The organism is Moraxella sp. TY6, assembly GCF_048551375.1.
In the GTDB taxonomy this organism is placed as follows: Bacteria; Pseudomonadota; Gammaproteobacteria; order Pseudomonadales; family Moraxellaceae; genus Faucicola.
In genome coordinates, this window is record NZ_JBLYZJ010000005.1 from 107,168 (window position 1) to 124,601 (window position 17,434).

Here is a 17,434-nt window from a genome sequence, read left to right on the forward strand (position 1 = left end):
AGGTTTATTGTACCGCATTTTTTGGGAATTACCTAATTTTTGGGTATGTTTCAATCCACCTCTACAACGTAAATTGCAAACGAATTAGAAGAAGTTTCAACCATTTAGGGGATTTAGGGCGTATCCCTAATAAACCGCCATAACTATTAGGCTTTTTTGACCACACTGGATTTCAGCTTCATCGCCCCAAAACCATCAATTTTACAATCAATATCATGGTCGTCTGGGGCATCATGTAACAGACGGATGGATTTGACTTTTGTACCGACTTTAATTGGGGTGGATGAGCCTTTAACCTTCAAATCCTTGATTACGGTGACGCTATCACCATCTTGCAAAATATTACCCACAGCATCTTTGATGACTGCTTGCGTGTCGCTTTCAGCCGTATCGCCTGCTTGCCATTCATGGCTACACATGGGGCAAATCAGCAGGTCGCCATCTTGATAAGTAAAGACTTCGCCACATTTTGGGCAAGGAGGTAGGCTCATGGTTATTTCCTAATCATTGATAACAGTCTAAATAATCGACCTATTATACACCATCAACCATTGGCAATGTTTTAAAAACTGTAGCAAAAACCGTGAATATTGGCTGATTGAAGGGGTTAAAGTTGCAGATTTTGCCCAACTGTGTAAGACTAAAAGCCCCTCAAGCGACAAGTATTTATATATCAAAATATATTTCTACCCAATCAACAAGGCAAACTTATGACGATTTTTACCCATTTTGAACTAACAGGCACTGATGCCGAAAAATTTTTGCAAGGTCAAATCACTGCCAATATGCAGAAAATTACTGACCAATACCAAGCTACCGCCATTAGTAATCTCAAGGGGCGTGTCGAATTTGGGCTTTGGCTGAATAAAACCGTTGATGGCTTTAGCATCGTATTAGCCAATGAACTTGCTGATAGCTTTGCCAAACATGTCAAAAAATATGGGGCTTTTTCCAAAATCAGCCTATCTGAAGCCCAACCCATTTTTGCAGTGGTGGAAAATGGCGAACCCACTTTTTCTTTCACAGCCACTGCCGATGACCCCAATTGGCAAACCTTGAGCATCGCACAAGGCAATTATTGGATAACCCAAGCCGCCCAAGGGCTATTCCAACCACAAGAATTACGCCTGCATCAGCGTGGCGGTGTGGATTATGATAAAGGCTGTTATTTGGGACAAGAAATTATCGCCCGTCTTTGGTTTAAAGCCAGTCCGAAGGCGTGGCTACACCGTGTAGCGTACCAACACGAGGGCGATTTAACCGATAAAATCCAAGTAGTGAATCAAATCCAAACTGACAATGGTTTTGAAGCCTTGGTGGTGGCTCGCCCAGAGGAAATACAACAAGCCAATTTGACGGTGTTGGCATTACCTGATGCGTTGCAACAACCTGTTGCAAGAGTATAAGGCTGTTTTTATTTAGCATTTTGTGGCGTATAGCATGGGGAGTGCTGACGCCCTGTTTAAAAGTCTTAAAATCAAAATTTACATTACATTGATGTTAAAAAAGCCAACATGAACCATAACATACCCCCTGCCATCACGCCTGCCAACACATCATCAATCAAAATGCCGAATCCGCCACTGACATTTTTATCCACCCATTTAATCGGAAAGGGTTTAATGATGTCAAAAAATCGGAATAGTATAAACGCCAAAATTAGCATATAAATAATCACTTGTTGTTTACAACTCATTAAATCATTCCCATCGACACAAGGTATCTTAAATAAAGGAATAACCCAAACTATTGGCAACAGCGTAATCCACATCCCCACCCATTCATCCCATACGATATGCGGGTCGTCATGTACATTCATCAAGTCAGACGTTTTACCACAAATATAACTACCGACTAGACAGCCCAAAATAATGACTACCAAAAATCCCAAAAAACCCAGCATCATAAGTGGTATAGCGACAATCAAACCGCCAACCGTTCCCCATGTACCGGGGGCTTTTTTGGGTAAACCACTACCCAGTCCAATGCCGAGCCAATAAATCAGCTTTTCCCAAGCGGTGGCGGTTGGTGGGCAGGGTGGACAAAGATTGGCTTTGCGGATATCAGGTTTATGGTTGGTCATGTGGGTTTACTATGTAATAAAGTTGTTCATCTAGCTGTTTACCCACATCATCGATATCTTTAATATCAACTAACTTGAGTAGTGTTTTTTTTGGTAAATTGTACCAAGTGGTTTTGAATTTTTGAGTATCGTCATCAGGGTTGGTGTTTAAGTTTTTTTGATAACGGTATCTTTGGTTCAAAAAATTGACACTATGAGTTGATTGAACAAGTGGTCCAGCATTATCAGACGAATCATAACCAATTAAGTAAAAATCTTTTTTATCATTTAATTGACGGTAATCAAAGGTATAACTCCAAGAACCATATCGTCCATGCGTATAGTCAATAACAAGTTTATTTGCTTTACTTTCTACGGTTAAGTCTGGGGGAAAATAGACACCGCCCCACTCATTTTCTGAGGCAAAGATTGCTTTGTTTTCTAATATTTTCTCATAGCCGTTGGGTGTTTTGAACAGTACAATAATACCACGACGATTACGGTCTATCGGCTTATTTTCAGTTGTCTCATCATTAACCCACCCAGCTTTTTGCGTGTCTTTAATTATCAGCACACAATCGGTTTGACCGTCTTTATTGAAATCACCTTTGCAATCATGCTCAGTGAGATGAAAACCCTTTGGTATAAATCGTTGAAACTGTGCAGTATTGTCTTTGGCAAAACTGGCATGACTTACCAGTAACAATGCTGAAAGTAGAATCGTTTTTTTCATATCAACACCTCAAAAATGTTGCCAACCATTAATATCAAAATCAACCATTTCACCATCATACAATAACGCCAAACCTTTGTCTGTCACGATTTCACCAATAGCAAAGATTTCATTCGGATAACGCTGATTAAACCGTTCAAAGTTGTCTTTGGATAAAGTAAAACATAACTGATAATCATCCCCGCCATTCATTTGATGTTGCCATTTCTCAAGATTTGGTAAATTTTGCAAAATTGGATGCGTTGGGATTTTATCTAAATAAACTTTTGCTCCCACACTACTTGCCTGCAACATATGCCCCAAATCCTGCCCCAAACCGTCCGAAATATCTATCATACTGTTAGCAAAACCACGCAGTTTTTGCCCCAAGGCGACTTGTGGCTGGGGTAAATCAAGAGATTGTTGTAAAAGTACGTTTTGTAAGGGCGTATTCAATACGCCCCTACTTTCTGATTCTTCTTGTGCAAAAATTTGTTGTAACGCAAAACTGGCATTGCCAATATCACCACTCACGCAAATCACATCACCGACCTTTGCCCCACTTCTTAAAATAGCTTGCCCTTGTGGTACAAATCCCAATGCCGTCACAGAAATGGTTAAAACTTCTGACCCTGTGGTATCACCACCAATCAACTCAACCCCAAACGGCTGACAGCAATCGGCAATGCCTTGAGCAAATTTACTCAACCAATCATCATTAGCGAGGGGCTTTGGTAGGCTGATACCGAGCAAAATCGCATAGGGGGTTGCCCCCATACTGGCAAGGTCGGACAGGTTGACGGCTACGGATTTATAGCCAATGGCATAGGCGGAAGTGGATAACGGAAAATGTCGCCCTGCCACTAGCACATCGACACAGCTAATGAGTTCGGCATTGAGCGGAATACGGCTCACGGCACAGTCATCGCCTATCCCTGTTTTGGTCATAGGATGGCGTGCGGTGGCATTTTTGAAATGTTGATAGATGAGGGAAAATTCGGACATATTGATAAAAGTAGGTAAGGTGCGTCATACGCACCAACATTATAGACAGATACTTGCCAAAAAGGTTTGGAAAAAGGTATTAATAAAAAGGTACGTAAAACGCACCTTACTACATCATTAATCCGCTGATGGCTCTATGGCTACTGGTACAGTTTCCGCCTTTTTGGCATCCGCTTGCACTTCTGGCTGACGCACGTCTTTGGCAATTTTATCCATCACCACATGAATCAACTTATGCCCATCAACCGAACCAAAATGCGTGTTGAGTTGCAATGCCTCATCCAGCACCACTTTATAAGGCACTTGAAAACTATTTTTCATCTCGTACGTTCCGACCAACAGCACGGCTTGCTCAACTTTATCAAGGCGAGTCCAAGGGCGGTCAAGGAGTGTTTCAAGGTACGCAATCAACTCATCACTTTGGGCGATGATTTTACTAATCAACTCATGGTAATAGCCCAAATGCACGGTGTGCATGGCATTTTCGGCACGAGTATGGGCTTCGATTTCATGGCTCGGATTGCCTGTCAACAGCCATTCATACAAGCCCTGCACCGCAAAACGGCGAGCTTTACGAATCGCCGTGAGCGAGGTTTTATAATTAATGGCATTGTCGGTATTTGTTAAATCTGTCATGCGATTGCCTTATTCGTCATCCATTTGAGCGTCAATTTGACCCAATACATTAATCATCTCAAGAGCAACCATCGCCGCCTCAGAGCCTTTATTGCCTGCTTTTGTGCCAGAGCGTTCAATGGCTTGCTCAATGCTGTCGGTGGTCAAAATCGCATTCACCACAGGTACATCATAATCCAAGCCAATCGCCCCCAAACCTTTGGCAGACTCGCCTGCGACAAAGTCAAAGTGTGGCGTACTACCACGAATCACCGCACCTAGACCGATGATGGCATCGTATTGGTTGGTTTGTGCCATGCGAGCCACTGCCAATGGCATTTCCCAAGCTCCGGGAACACGCACGACCGTGATATTTTTGCCCGCCACGCCATGACGAATCAACGTGTCAATCGCCCCATCGACAAGGCTTTCGACCACAAAGCTGTTAAAACGTCCGACCACCATGCCAATGCGTGCATGGGCGTTGGTGTGAAGCTCACCATTGATGTGTTGTACTTGTGCTAGTTCTGCTTGTACGTTTGCCATAACATTCACCTGTTTAATATCAAATTAATATCAAAAAATTAGAAAAAGTTGCCGTATCATAGCATTTTTTGGGTCAAAATTTTAGTGTTATTTGGTCAATCAAACCCTTAATGGTCGGCAGGGCTACCGCCTTGGGCGATTATCCAATTTTGCAAAGCGGTGGTTTTGGCATCCAATAACGCTTTATCCCCTTTACTTTCGACATTGAGGCGAATCAACGGCTCGGTATTTGACGCTCGTACATTAAACCGCCAATTGGGGAAATTTACTGATAAACCATCTAGTTTATCAACACTGGCGGTTTGGTCGTCAAACTGGCGATATTCGCTCTCTAACTTTGCCAACACCTCTGGGGCGGTGATACCTGTGAGTTTAAAGTTAATTTCGCCCGAAATCGGATAGGCTTCAATCATTTCATCGACCAGTTTTGACAGGCTTTTACCTGATTTTGATAGCAATTCAATGACCAATAACCACGGAATCATACCACTATCGCAATAGTTAAAATCACGGAAATAATGGTGAGCCGACATCTCGCCACCATACACAGCATTGGATTCTCGCATCACTTGCTTGATAAAAGAATGCCCAGACTTACTAATCACTGCCTTGCCCTTGGCTTGGGCAATCACGGCTTCGGTGTTTAAAATATTGCGTGGGTCATAGACGATGCTTGCCCCCTGCTCTTTATCAAGAAACGCTTTGGCAAGTACGCCCACGACATACGTTCCCTCAAGAAAACGGGCGTTTTCATCAAAGAAAAAACAACGGTCAAAATCACCGTCAAAGGCAATCGCCAAATCCGCTTTTTCTGCCACCACTTTATCAGCGGTGACGGTACGATTGGCAATAATCATCGGATTGGGGATACCATTGGGGAAACTGCCGTCTGGTTCGTGGTTGATTTTGATAAAGTTAATCGGAGCATTGGCAGATTGAAAGCGTTGCTCAATCAAATCAATGGTCGTCCCTGCACTGCCGTTACCGCAATTTACCACGACATTTAGGGGCTTGAGACTTGCCACATCAATATAACTCATCAAATGGTCGATATAGGCGGTTTTGTCTTCTTTGAACGTGTATTCGCCCTTGTTAGCAACGGTTTTGAAGTCGCCTTGTTCAGCGATTTTTTGGATATCGGCAAGCCCAGTATCAGCACTGATGGGCTTGGAGTTTTCACGCACCAGTTTTAAGCCGTTGTAATTAATCGGATTATGACTGGCTGTGACTTCAATGCCACCGATGGCATCATAATGACTGGTGGCAAAATACACTTCTTCTGTGCCTGTCATACCCAAGTCAATCACATCCGTGCCTGCGTCCAAAATGCCTTCGATAGTGGCTTTTTTCAATGATTCGCTTGATGGGCGGATATCACAACCAATCACAATGGCTTTTTTATCTGCGTTGGGGTTCAAAAATTCGGCAAAGGCTCGTCCAATACGGTAGGCGATGGCTTCGTCAAGGTTTACGCCAAGTTCGCCACGGATGTCGTAGGCTTTGAAAGATGAAATAGTGATGGGTTGGAAGATGCTCATTTTATTATCCGTCTTAATCTTGGGTGTTAATAAATATACTTTATGCGTTGAGTATAGCATGAAATCATATTTGTTATGATGGTGTTATTCAAGGCACATTCATCATTACGAAGCCTATTTGCTCCCACAGTTTGCTATAATACAATAATTTTAGCCTTCGCATTTTTTATGACACAACTTTCAAATACTCGCTCTAGTTCATTGAAAAACAACCTTACATTTTCTGATATTTTCATATTATCGGTCATATTTTTTGCCTACCCAATTATTAGCTCAAGTTATGCTTTTTTTACTTCTGTTTTGTCTAACGAAGGACTGGGAGAGGTTGCTCGTTTTGACAGCCAAAGTACCTATTTAGCGATTGTTATTGAGCTAATAACCTTAGCCATTGCTTTTGGCTACCTTCGTTATCGAAAATTCAATTATAAATCTCTGCCAATTTATCTTGATATCAAAGTACCATTACAAATGATACTATTAGTTATTGGTGCTGGGTTGGTAGCAGATTTACTACAATACTTTGAGTATTGGTATTTATGGATAAATGAGCCTGACTTGACCTCGAACCCGACATTACTGGAGCAATCTAACACTATGATTGATGACCATTCCAATCTATCTGTTAGCTTTGCTATTTTATCGCTGTTGAATGGTTTTTATGAAGAAATATTTTTCATGGGGCTAGTTTTTGCTGTTTCACGAGATAAACTTACCTTAGCGATAGCCTATAGCTTAGTAATTCGTTTTTTATTTCATACTTACCAAGGATTGTTTTCAGCTGTTATTATTTTATCCTTAGGTATTGTGTTTCTAATCGCTCGAAAATACCTCAAAAATCTCGTACCTTTTTTCTTAGCACATGCCATTTTTGATATGTTTGGTATGGGATTACTCATTCATTTTATGAATTATCAGTAGTTTTTAGAATATACTGCATCATTTCTCGATGATGCTATAGTTCGTATATTTCCATTATACTAAACCAATCATTTTTTATTCGAGCATCTTATGACACCGACTAATAGCTTTACCGACCTTCTCACCCTGATGGCACGCCTTCGCACCGACTGCCCTTGGGACAAAAAACAAACCAACCACAGCCTCATCCCTTACGCCATCGAAGAAACCTATGAATTGGTCATTCAAAGTGGCGACTTTGAGGATATCAAAGGTGAATTGGGCGATGTGCTACTGCAAGTGATTTTTCATGCTCATCTATACAATGAACAGGGCAAATTTGACATGGGCGATGTGATTTTTGCCTTACAAGAGAAGCTGATTCGCCGTCATCCGCATGTTTTTGAAACCGAAAAATACACCACCGAAGAGCAAGTCAAAGCACGTTGGGACGAAATCAAAGCGATTGAATATTCTGAGAAAGAACAACGAGGCAAAAAACGCCGTACACTCGATGCCGTCAAAGCAGGCTCAGCACTGATGCAAGCCCAAGATATTCAAAAAACCGCCAATGGCGTGGGCTTTGACTGGGATGTGGTGAGCGGTGCAGTGGATAAACTGGACGAAGAAATCAGCGAACTCAAAGAAATCTTACCCAAAGACAGCGAAAAACCCACGCCTGCCCAAAAACTGGAGCTAGAAAAAGAATTGGGCGATTGCTTTTTTGCCTTGGTGAATGTGGCTCGCAAGCTAGGCATTGATAGCGAAACAGCGACTTTAACAACGGTGCATAAATTCAAATCTCGCTTTGGTTTTATCGAAGATAAATTGGCAAAAATCGGCAAAACGCCCCAAACATCAACGCTTGAGGAAATGGATAGATTGTGGGATTTAGCAAAAGTACAAGAGAAAAATCGTTAAAATAAGTGGTAATAGCTGAGGAGAATTTATGACATAAAAAAACCACCAAATATGGTGGTTTTTTTGAATAAGTGGCGTCCCCACGGGGATTCGAACCCCGGTTACCGCCGTGAAAGGGCTTTTATCTTTATATTATCCATTTACCAAAGCTTTAAAATGCTATTAAATCAACCACAGACGACAAGTTATCAGGGCTTAAATGTGAATAACGCTGTGTTATTCGTGTGTCTGAGTGTCCTAATAGTTGGCTCACATGATACAACGGCACTCCTTGAGATACTAGAAGGCTTGCAAATGTATGACGCAAATCATGGATCCGACAACTTAACCCTGAGTGTTCCAACGCCCACAACCACGCACGTCTAAATGTCTTATAACGATCATCTGTCTTAGGATTATAAAACACATATTTATGATGATAAACCCCCAATTCTTTAAAAGCTAAAATTGCCTGATTATTCAAAGGTTTATAAATAGTTTTCTTGTTTTTTGATAAGCTATTTCTAATCACTAAATACTTAGAATCAATATTCACATTATCCCACTCTAAACTTAAAATTTCGCCACTACGTGAACCTGTATGCAGTAGCAAACTGATATAGACATAAAAGGCAGGGTTAGCATACTGCTTACAAGCTTCCAAAAGCAACACACATTCATTTTTGTCCAAATACCTTGGTAAAAAATCAGACTCAAAGAGATTAAAACCATTAAAAGGGTTTCTTAAATTGCTTTCTGTATGCTTGTTATAGTAGTTAATAGCAGAGCGTGCAATGGTCAACTCTCTATTTATTGTGCTATTTTTAACGCCTTGGATGTTACGGAGGGTGCAATAGTCGTGAATGTCATCAATGGTAATTTTTGACAGATTGGCAAAAAACCGAAGTTTGTCAAACTTTTCTGCGTAGTCATGGTTAGACTGATAAAGACCATTTCGACTATAAAAGTCTAAAATATAGAGGAAATTCATAGGTAAAACCCTGTTGCATGGCGAAATTGCCATACAACAAGATTAGTATTAAGCAAATTGAGGGTTTGTATTAAAAGTTAAATTAATGTTTAATGCTTTTAAAATACGTTGCATCGTGAACCATGTAGGCGATGTCGTACCGTTGACAGTCTTATATAAACTTTCACGGTTTAACCCAGTCAAACGAGCAACCTCAGCAACACCTTTCTTTTTAATCAAGTGACTAATAGCAGACATAAATAAACGTTCATCTTCTTCATTATAACAATCATTCAGATAGTCCATGATTTCTTCATCTGTTTCAAAATAATCAAAGACATTAAATTCAGTTAGTTTCTTCATCATCAAGTACCCCATATTCTTTTGCTATCTTTTTCGCCTTAACAATGTCATCATCTTGGCTTGACTTATCACCACCCGACAACAGTACAATAATCGTATCGCCCTTTTGCATCAAATAGACACGAATACCACCATGGTTATGTATTCTTAATTCAAGAATACCATCGCCAACATTATCAATATCGCCAAAATGCCCAAATACTTCAAGCCGATGAATTCGACTTAAAACAGACTTTTTAGCAATTGGATTTTTCAGACTTTTAAGCCATTTGTTAAATTCACTGGTTCTTTTTAACGTATACATAATACCTCCTAAACTATTGTAGCTTATAAGCCACAATAAAACAATCACATAAAAGGATTTGATGCTACAGCAATTTGAGTGTTTGCAGTTGTCAGCGGTTGTTGCGGTACTGGTTGTTGCTGTATTGGCGGTTGTGGCATAGTTACCGCTTGCATAGATTGATTAACTTGGCTAACTTTTAAAGTCTTTTTGTCACCATGAGCATACTTTAGACAATCAAGTTTTGAGATAGCAAGGTACATACCATCCTTATTGTATGCCGTGCATTTATCACCAATCGCAATGACGTTCACAGGCGTATTAAGTAGCATTTGCTGATACTCATAGTCAGCTTTGGCTTGTAGCTGTGTATAGTCAACGGCAGGGGCAGAAGCTAACATAGTTGAGTCAGTTGCCGAAGCATTGGACTTATAGCCCATGATATCCATGTTAAAAGGGTTAATTGTCGTAGCTGTGGTTGACGCAGGGGCAGAAGCAGGGGCTTTTGTTTCGCTAGGTTCATCGGTAGCTAAAAAAAACGCACTGGCAAGCATAGAGAAGCCCACAGCCATAATTGCACCTAAGAACAATAGTAACCGCCATGGGATACGTTTTTGAGACGTATCGATAGTGGTTGACTTGTATAGCTTAAAAATGCGATCAGGCGGATTAAATTTAAACGAGCGTTCAGCCCCTAGACGTACCCTAACAGCATTGGGACTTTGTTCATACTGTCCGTACTGATATATGCGTGTATACCAACCGAATGGGGTTGTTGCATGCCAATGCAAATGCACAAGTCCACGAATTGTAGCATGAAGTTTAATCGGCTGTTGAGTGATGACATAAAAGTCAAAGCCTCGATGGCGGTGTACTGATAAATCCTCAATAATTGGGTTACCACGAGACTTTTCATCATCAAAAGGCTTAACTAGCTGTATTTCATCAATAACAACAATTGAGCCGTCTGGACACTTCCGCCAATCTAACTGATTTGCCCTAACATAGTCGATTTTTAGAGCATTGATGTTGGTGTAAATGGTGCGAACTGGTAGCAGATACTTAAAGCCATAATCGCCCTCACGTTCAACAATTCGATTTAACATTTCGTTAAATTGCATGGTGCGAGCAAAATAAAACTCTGGTCTTAATTCGTCAAATTCTTGCAAAATAAAATGATAATAATCATCATCAAGCAATTCTATTTGTTGCTTTAGGGTATCACCTGTGCCAGTTTCACGCACATAATAGGTTAAATCTGATTGCAGATTATGCTTGTTAATCAACTCTAGATTATGCTGATAAATTGATACATTTTTAACAAGGTTGATTTTGTTTTCAGTCTCAACTTTATCTAGCAATGACACAACATAAGCGGTTTTTCTGCTACCTGGTGTACCTGTCATAAAATAGATCATAGTTGCCCTTATCGGAGGGCTTCGGTCGTCATTCTTCCTACTCGCCCCCCTTAATGTCAATTCCTAAGTAAAATTAATTTACTAGAATCTTGAATAGCTTTGGCAGACACTGCACCAAGTACAATGCTGATAGAATAATCAAAGCCAGCCAACGCAGCATATTGCAATACCATAGGCGGTAAATTGGTGACGTCATCACGAAACTTGTCTATAAGGGTATTAATAATTGCAAGAATTGCCCCACCAGTGCCAAGGGTTAGCCCAGCACCTATCAAAGCATCTTTAACAAAGAATCGGTTAGCGGAACGTATTAAATCGACTAGATTTGAACTAGACATTTGTGCCTCTTAAAATATAGATTGCCCAAAGCGATGATATAGCCACCATAGCAGGCTTAATAAACGTAACTAGGAATGTGCAAAATTTACCATTATCAAGTAGTACAAGGCTATAAGCGTTGCCAAACGGATCAGAGAAATTAGCTACCAAGTCGTCAGGGCAACTATCCCTAAATTTAATAACGGTATTAGTTTTTTTGTCGTCATCATCACGCAAGGAGGGTAATTTGCTATCCTCGTCTTTGTCATCCCTGTCTCTGCCATCATAAGGGTCATTAAAAACTGATTTGATATCGTCAATAAATTCACAGATTTTTTTGTTAAATTCAGTCGCAGTACATAGGTGCATTTTTTCTATGTTGTCATTGGCTTTTTTTAACTGGCTGATGATTTCATCTAACTTTTCTGTCATTAACTCTAATTGGTCGTCTATCTCATCAAGTTCTTTGTTAACAGTGTCAAGCTTTTCCATGATTTGCTGATTATCTTGATGCAAGGTATCTTTTAAATCATCAATTTTTTCTTTGAGTTCCTTAAAATCAAGCTTTTGCTGTTTTGCTAAGTCGTCAATCTTTTGGTTAGTGCGTTGGGCTTCCTCTACCAAGCTTTCTAGTTCATCCTGAATTTTGTATAGTCTGTCATTGGTTTTTTTGACTTCGGCTAGTAGCTTTGCGTCATTTTCAAGCGATGAGTTAAAAAACTTTTGATTAACATCATTCATGGCTTTCAATGCTTGTAGCAAGTCTTCGCAACATTCGCATTTGCCGTCATCATCTGTATCAGGTTTTTTGATACAGGTATCACCAATTTTATAATGGTCAGACGGACATTGTTTGTCATCTGTGTCGTCTTTATCGTCATCAGGTACACATTCGCCATCACTATTTTTTTTGTAGTTTGGATTGTCACATTTGGCATTGTTAAAATCATCATCAAAGTCGCCATCTTCCGCTTGTTTCTTGGCTACTTCTTTTAAAAAATCTTGAGCGTCTTTATCGTCTCTATCCGAACGTTCTTTGATTTTTTCGGCTATTTGCTCCTCAGATAATGTGGATTCATTGCCCCATTCAGCACAATAATACATAATAGTATGACCAGATAGCCAAGTGTTACCCTCCGCATCAGTTCTAACTGAATACTTATACTCCTGCCCATTGGTATATCCATAAACACGTCTTATTTTTTTATAACCAGCTTCACGTGCTTGAGATTCAGATCTATAAATTACACCATCAGCATTCCAAGCTACACATGATTTCTCACCACCCTTATATTTTACTTTGCCGTCTTTTTCGTCAAACCACCATTCAGCACCGTCCAATATTTCGTCTATGGCTTCTTTGGCGACTTTTCGGCATGTTGATGATGATGCACACATCACAAATAAACCTGCTGGCGTACGGCTAATAATGGTTTTACCTATTTTAGCCGTTGTCGGTGATTTGATGATTGTAGTACCTTTTTTTGTCAATTCTACACCTTGCCCCTTAATCCATTCACCTGTAGTAACTGATGATGGAGCAAAAGCGTAAGATAGCGGTGTAACGAGGGCTAATACTAATGCTAATAAACTGACAATTATTTGCTTCATAATAAATTTAAATCTTTAACAAGTAAAAACAAACCCCACCAAAAGAACAATGCTGGCAGGTAAACGAAAATAATCATAAGTAAATTTTTAAGCATAGTAAAAGTCTCATTTAATTGATTTAATAACTAACCACATAGCGAGAAGTACAACGCCAATCGGTAACCAGTTTAAAACACTAGGACCATCTACCATTTATAAAACCTTACATTAGTAAATAGCCCTACCTTTTAAGGTAAGGCTATATTGCAAAAATTGCAACCTTTGGTGATTAAGCCTTACGAATACCTTGTTTAAGTAATCCGTAACCTTTAAAGCCACCCACAGCAATTACACCAATGCCCAAGACACTGACGGCAGCCGAAAGACCTTTTTTCATGTAGTCGACAGCTTTGTCAGACAATGCTTCAAAGGGGATATCAATATCTGGAATATCCGCAAACGCTGATTGAGAGGTTAATGCAAAACCTACTACAGTTACAGGAACAGCAACTGACTTTGCATAGGCTTTGAAATTGTCAAGCTTCGTGTAAAGCGGTGTTGTGACAATGGTTTTTTGATTTTGTGCTTGAGGCATAGTAGCTCCTTAGTTATCAAGCAATTTTGATAGCTTTTACTATAATCATGTAAGCAATAAAAATAGCAAAAGCAATAATTAACCACATACCAACTATAAATGATTCTTTTGGGGTGATTGCCCCAAAGGTTTTGGGATTTACATTGACTGGTTGATATGTGACCCACGTTTTGCAATTATAGCCACCATAAGTGTTTTGCATTGTTTCCAACTCTTGACACACATAAGCCATAACTACAAAATTCCTTTATTTTTGAGTGATAACAGCTGATTGTGCGTTAGCTGTTGGTTTTCTATCTTGACGTGGTACAAGCTGTAATTCTCTGATGTTGTCAAAGTCAACGTGTAGTACTAAGTCACGCATACGCCCTTTTTTATCAGCAATTTTTGTGGTGACAACTGGTACATAGCATGGGTATTGATGTTCATAGAATCGCACCATGTCAGATAGTTCAGAATACAGGTATGAACCCTGAGCTGTACCAACGGCATGATAGTTGTCTGATTGTTTGGCGTTTTTATGCTGTGCTAGCAAGTTACAGTAAGTCCACTGTTCAAAGTCAGTAGGTTCAACACCATGTACTAGCAATGTACCTTGAGTAAGATCTTGCGGTTCATAGGTGATGTTGTTTACGGTAATTGGTTTTGAGATGTCAAAAGCCATGGGTTATGCTCCTAGTTTAGTTTAGTTTAGTTTAGGTTTAAAAAACTCTGGAATTGATAACATATCAATGCGTTCAGGGTATTTTTTGTTAATGTCAGTAGTGAGGACTTTTAGCAAGTCATCAGCGGTTAAACCGTGTTGCTTAAATTCTGTGAGAAAGGCGTACAGGTAACGCCCAAATTGGTTGCGTGTGATGTCAATTGCTTTGTCAAAGCTGATAAGTTTTTCACGCTCGATGCGTTCTAGTTTTTGTTCCCCAAAGTCGTGATTGTCAAATATATGGAAACAGGGATAGGCTTTGACAAAGAACGGTGACGGATTAAGCAGAATATCAAGCGGTATCAATATGCCCTTCGCTTTAAACTCCAATTCGGCACGAAGCCATGGGCTATTTGGGTCACCGAGTTGCATACCTTTTTCATATAGGCGAAAACAGACAGGGCTTTTGCGGTTGCCGACAAACATGGTGCGACCTTTGCCAATGGGGTTACGCCAGTTTCCTTGAAGTTCTATGTTAGGGTTACGACCACCGTTATTGAATCCACCGATGTCATATTGAGATAGAAAGTATTTAAACGACAGTAGCGAGCCATTAAAGTCATCTACAGCAAGGTCAATACGTGTAATTTTGGGATTTTTGGCATACATCATTAAAAATGCGTGTAAATCAAGTTGCCAACCATGTTTTGCATAGGTACAACCTTTACCACTCAGACTAATCAGAATCGTGTCAGATTGACCGCCAATGCTAACAAAGCCTGCGTTATGCTCCAGGCGATAGGATTTATCGTAAAAGTGCATGCCAGCGTTGCATTGGGTTTCTATGCCAAAGCCCAAAATATCTTGTAGCAGTTTTGAGACGTTGCGAATTAGGCGAGTTTGTCGGAGGCTTGCCGAAGTCATGATAAGGGTGTCGCTATCGTCAAAACTGGTGTCAGACATAGTAACGTTGAGCCAGTCAATCACACAGATTTGCCCCTCAATGGGACGAGCAGGTAAAACATTTAGTATCTCATCATCAACCACGGTTGCATTGAGAGTGTTTAGTGGATAGTTTTTGTAAGTGTTAGCCGTGGCACGAAATGGGTTAATCTGTGGCAAATGAGTGTTTAGTGCGGTCAGTGTTCCAATGTCAAGCAGTAGCGTGTTGTCAGCTGTGGTAAACGGTATGTAGTCGCTGTTGTGCTGTTGCTGTGGTTTTGGGGTGTAGCTGTCTTTGTTTAGCATAGCCATAGCTTTTGACTTGGCAATGTCAAAGTCTTTGCTGAATTTGATTAAGTCTGCGTAGTCTTGGGTTTGCATGGCTATTTGGGTTTTACTAGGCTTGTGTTGATTCTTAAACTTATACCCCGTATTACCAGTGGGGTTAGTCCCTGTTTTTTTTTCGTTTGATCTGATCCCCTATTCATTCGTTCTTAGCAAACACTGTGACCAGAGAATTTTCTTTTTAAAATTCTGTTGTGTTGACTTACCCACAACCCCACTTTATGCCCCCTCTAGCCGTCATAAACGTTTAAACTCAAGGGGGATTTGGGTTACCCCACGTTTAAACGTTTGACGGCTAGGGGGTCATGTGGGGTCATGGATAAGTCGCAAGGTGTCCGCCTCTGGTCATACGCTCATTGGAGAGCATTGGAGCAAGAGGCGAAATACTCACCCTAGATAACCGATTTTTAAAAAAATCAGGTTAAACTAGAGTTTTTCGCCTTGCTAGACACGCCCAAAGGGTCGCACCATCGCACATCGGCACAGGGTCACAGTACAATGCCCCTGCTGTTGTGTTTACGGCTTGTATCACCGCCTAGACACCGACACAACGCCCTACAAATTGGCTATGGGTCTATCCCCACACGTCAAGCAACTGTCCTACCACTCCGAGGGTGTAAACTCCCCATCATAGAGCGTACGGCACACACTACAACCAATTAACATAGGTCACTCATACGGTTGTCGGCTTTGTCTAGTCCCACCAGTAGCCGACTACAATCAAGACGCTTTGGGCTGTCGTCACTTAGTCCCACCACCCCCAAAACACCTATAAAGCTGTTTATTGAGCGGTAGCCCTCCCAATAAAGAAAGCAAATACCATTAATAGGCATAAAGAAGTGATAAATCGCCACATTTGACCATCAGCTATCAATAGATAGCCAAAATATTCTTGATACGTCATACGATTGCCTCCGATTTAGGAGGCTTAATAGCAAAATAGTGCTTATCAGCACAGATATCACAATATTTTTCTTTTGGTTGATTACAGAATGAGTAAATAGGGGTGTCGCTGGTAGTGGAATCCGACACAGCGACAGGGGGAGGGTTAATAACCTCATGTAGGGCTTCCCCCTCACTAGCGACAACACCCAAACCGATATCACCGCAATTAGCGTCACTTTCGGTTATTTCGTTGTCAGTGGTAACGGTGGGGGAAATTTTGAACAAGACATCATCAGAAACATGGTGAGCTTTTGCATATTTGACAATCGCCCCAACAGTTTTTAATGCCTTTAATGCGTCTAAATGGTCAGCAGTCAAAGAACAACGACCATCTGTATCAAAAAACACATCAATGTAATCAGTACCTTTAAAAGTACGGCAAAACACAGATACTTGACTGGTACGCTTAGGGGTGACTTTGTAAATTACTGCTTTTGAATCATTGCGAAAATTTGTCATTTGATACACTCCGTTACTAGTGTTAAGATGGTGGGTTGTAACCAAGATTGGTAACGTTACCAATTTTGGTACACTTTCAGTCAAAAAAATTACCAAAATTGGTACATATATATTACCATAATTGGTACACATTGCAAGGAAAATAAACCATGTTGTTAAAATTAATTGAGAAAGCAGAAACAAAAGCAGGTAGCCAAGTGGCACTTGGCAAAATTATGAAAATACAACGTGTAAGACTAGCAGACTACAAAGCAGGGCGTAGAATACCTGATGATAGCTTGATTGGTG

21 protein-coding genes are annotated in these 17,434 nt (G+C 40.5%); 3 read left to right on the forward strand and 18 right to left on the reverse strand.

Going from position 1 to position 17,434, the window contains the following annotated elements; translation table 11 throughout:
• Positions 1 to 146: 146 nt before the first annotated feature.
• Positions 147 to 491, reverse strand: coding sequence for a zinc ribbon domain-containing protein YjdM (locus tag ACK1U4_RS05275; RefSeq protein ID WP_419400928.1), 345 nt, complete (start codon positions 489 to 491; stop codon positions 147 to 149).
• A 219-nt stretch (positions 492 to 710) separates the two neighbouring features.
• Between ACK1U4_RS05275 and ACK1U4_RS05280 the strand changes: the two genes are divergently transcribed.
• A complete protein-coding gene (locus tag ACK1U4_RS05280; RefSeq protein WP_419400929.1) occupies positions 711 to 1,406 on the forward strand; it encodes a folate-binding Fe/S cluster repair protein in 696 nt (231 codons plus the stop codon).
• 83 nt (positions 1,407 to 1,489) lie between these two features.
• Here the strand turns inward: ACK1U4_RS05280 and ACK1U4_RS05285 are convergent, their stop codons facing one another.
• The 6 genes from ACK1U4_RS05285 to ACK1U4_RS05310 form a co-directional block, all read right to left on the reverse strand.
• Complete coding sequence (locus ACK1U4_RS05285) at positions 1,490 to 2,083, reverse strand: phosphatidylglycerophosphatase A (protein ID WP_419400930.1); 594 nt, start codon at positions 2,081 to 2,083, stop codon at positions 1,490 to 1,492.
• Positions 2,070 to 2,795 carry a hypothetical protein gene (locus ACK1U4_RS05290; protein ID WP_419400931.1) on the reverse strand — a complete coding sequence of 242 codons (726 nt, stop codon included), beginning with the start codon at positions 2,793 to 2,795 and terminating at the stop codon, positions 2,070 to 2,072. Before ACK1U4_RS05290 ends, ACK1U4_RS05285 begins: the two co-directional genes overlap by 14 nt.
• A 9-nt stretch (positions 2,796 to 2,804) precedes the next feature.
• Positions 2,805 to 3,779, reverse strand: coding sequence for a thiamine-phosphate kinase (thiL, locus tag ACK1U4_RS05295; protein WP_419400932.1), 975 nt, complete (start codon positions 3,777 to 3,779; stop codon positions 2,805 to 2,807).
• Between the two features lie 117 nt (positions 3,780 to 3,896).
• Positions 3,897 to 4,415, reverse strand: coding sequence for a transcription antitermination factor NusB (gene nusB, locus ACK1U4_RS05300; RefSeq protein ID WP_419400933.1), 519 nt, complete (start codon positions 4,413 to 4,415; stop codon positions 3,897 to 3,899).
• 9 nt (positions 4,416 to 4,424) lie between these two features.
• Positions 4,425 to 4,940: a 6,7-dimethyl-8-ribityllumazine synthase gene (ribE, locus tag ACK1U4_RS05305; RefSeq protein ID WP_419400934.1), complete on the reverse strand. Its 516-nt coding sequence runs from the start codon at positions 4,938 to 4,940 to the stop codon at positions 4,425 to 4,427.
• Between the two features lie 107 nt (positions 4,941 to 5,047).
• Positions 5,048 to 6,478 (reverse strand): phosphomannomutase CpsG, encoded by a 1,431-nt coding sequence (locus ACK1U4_RS05310; RefSeq protein ID WP_419400935.1) that lies wholly within the window; start codon positions 6,476 to 6,478, stop codon positions 5,048 to 5,050.
• A gap of 168 nt (positions 6,479 to 6,646) precedes the next feature.
• On the opposite strand from ACK1U4_RS05310, the gene ACK1U4_RS05315 reads away from it, so the two are divergent.
• Both ACK1U4_RS05315 and mazG read left to right on the forward strand, forming a co-directional pair.
• On the forward strand, positions 6,647 to 7,396 hold the full coding sequence (locus tag ACK1U4_RS05315) for a CPBP family intramembrane glutamic endopeptidase (protein WP_419400936.1): 750 nt from the start codon (positions 6,647 to 6,649) through the stop codon (positions 7,394 to 7,396).
• Positions 7,397 to 7,486: 90 nt separating this feature from the next.
• Positions 7,487 to 8,296, forward strand: coding sequence for a nucleoside triphosphate pyrophosphohydrolase (gene mazG / locus ACK1U4_RS05320; protein ID WP_419400937.1), 810 nt, complete (start codon positions 7,487 to 7,489; stop codon positions 8,294 to 8,296).
• A gap of 151 nt (positions 8,297 to 8,447) precedes the next feature.
• On the opposite strand, the gene ACK1U4_RS05325 is transcribed toward mazG, so the two are convergent.
• From ACK1U4_RS05325 to ACK1U4_RS05375, 11 genes are all read right to left on the reverse strand, one after another.
• The gene (locus ACK1U4_RS05325) at positions 8,448 to 9,266 is read right to left on the reverse strand and encodes a tyrosine-type recombinase/integrase (protein WP_419400938.1); all 819 of its coding nucleotides are present in this window, start codon (positions 9,264 to 9,266) and stop codon (positions 8,448 to 8,450) included.
• A gap of 48 nt (positions 9,267 to 9,314) precedes the next feature.
• Positions 9,315 to 9,611 (reverse strand): addiction module antidote protein, encoded by a 297-nt coding sequence (locus tag ACK1U4_RS05330; RefSeq protein ID WP_419400939.1) that lies wholly within the window; start codon positions 9,609 to 9,611, stop codon positions 9,315 to 9,317.
• The gene (locus ACK1U4_RS05335) at positions 9,592 to 9,912 is read right to left on the reverse strand and encodes a type II toxin-antitoxin system RelE/ParE family toxin (protein ID WP_419400940.1); all 321 of its coding nucleotides are present in this window, start codon (positions 9,910 to 9,912) and stop codon (positions 9,592 to 9,594) included. The genes ACK1U4_RS05330 and ACK1U4_RS05335 overlap by 20 nt, the downstream gene beginning before the upstream one ends.
• 44 nt (positions 9,913 to 9,956) lie before the next feature.
• Positions 9,957 to 11,297: a zonular occludens toxin domain-containing protein gene (locus ACK1U4_RS05340; RefSeq protein WP_419400941.1), complete on the reverse strand. Its 1,341-nt coding sequence runs from the start codon at positions 11,295 to 11,297 to the stop codon at positions 9,957 to 9,959.
• 68 nt (positions 11,298 to 11,365) lie between these two features.
• Positions 11,366 to 11,647, reverse strand: coding sequence for a DUF2523 family protein (locus tag ACK1U4_RS05345; protein ID WP_419400942.1), 282 nt, complete (start codon positions 11,645 to 11,647; stop codon positions 11,366 to 11,368).
• A complete protein-coding gene (locus ACK1U4_RS05350) occupies positions 11,640 to 13,238 on the reverse strand; it encodes a hypothetical protein (RefSeq protein WP_419400943.1) in 1,599 nt (532 codons plus the stop codon). The genes ACK1U4_RS05345 and ACK1U4_RS05350 overlap by 8 nt, the downstream gene beginning before the upstream one ends.
• A gap of 268 nt (positions 13,239 to 13,506) precedes the next feature.
• A complete protein-coding gene (locus ACK1U4_RS05355; protein WP_419400944.1) occupies positions 13,507 to 13,812 on the reverse strand; it encodes a hypothetical protein in 306 nt (101 codons plus the stop codon).
• 16 nt (positions 13,813 to 13,828) lie between these two features.
• On the reverse strand, positions 13,829 to 14,044 hold the full coding sequence (locus ACK1U4_RS05360; protein ID WP_419400945.1) for a hypothetical protein: 216 nt from the start codon (positions 14,042 to 14,044) through the stop codon (positions 13,829 to 13,831).
• Between the two features lie 15 nt (positions 14,045 to 14,059).
• Positions 14,060 to 14,476 (reverse strand): hypothetical protein, encoded by a 417-nt coding sequence (locus ACK1U4_RS05365; protein ID WP_419400946.1) that lies wholly within the window; start codon positions 14,474 to 14,476, stop codon positions 14,060 to 14,062.
• A 21-nt stretch (positions 14,477 to 14,497) separates the two neighbouring features.
• Positions 14,498 to 15,778 (reverse strand): replication initiation factor domain-containing protein, encoded by a 1,281-nt coding sequence (locus ACK1U4_RS05370; protein ID WP_419400947.1) that lies wholly within the window; start codon positions 15,776 to 15,778, stop codon positions 14,498 to 14,500.
• A gap of 864 nt (positions 15,779 to 16,642) precedes the next feature.
• Positions 16,643 to 17,146 (reverse strand): hypothetical protein, encoded by a 504-nt coding sequence (locus ACK1U4_RS05375; protein WP_419400948.1) that lies wholly within the window; start codon positions 17,144 to 17,146, stop codon positions 16,643 to 16,645.
• Positions 17,147 to 17,434 lie beyond the last annotated feature (288 nt).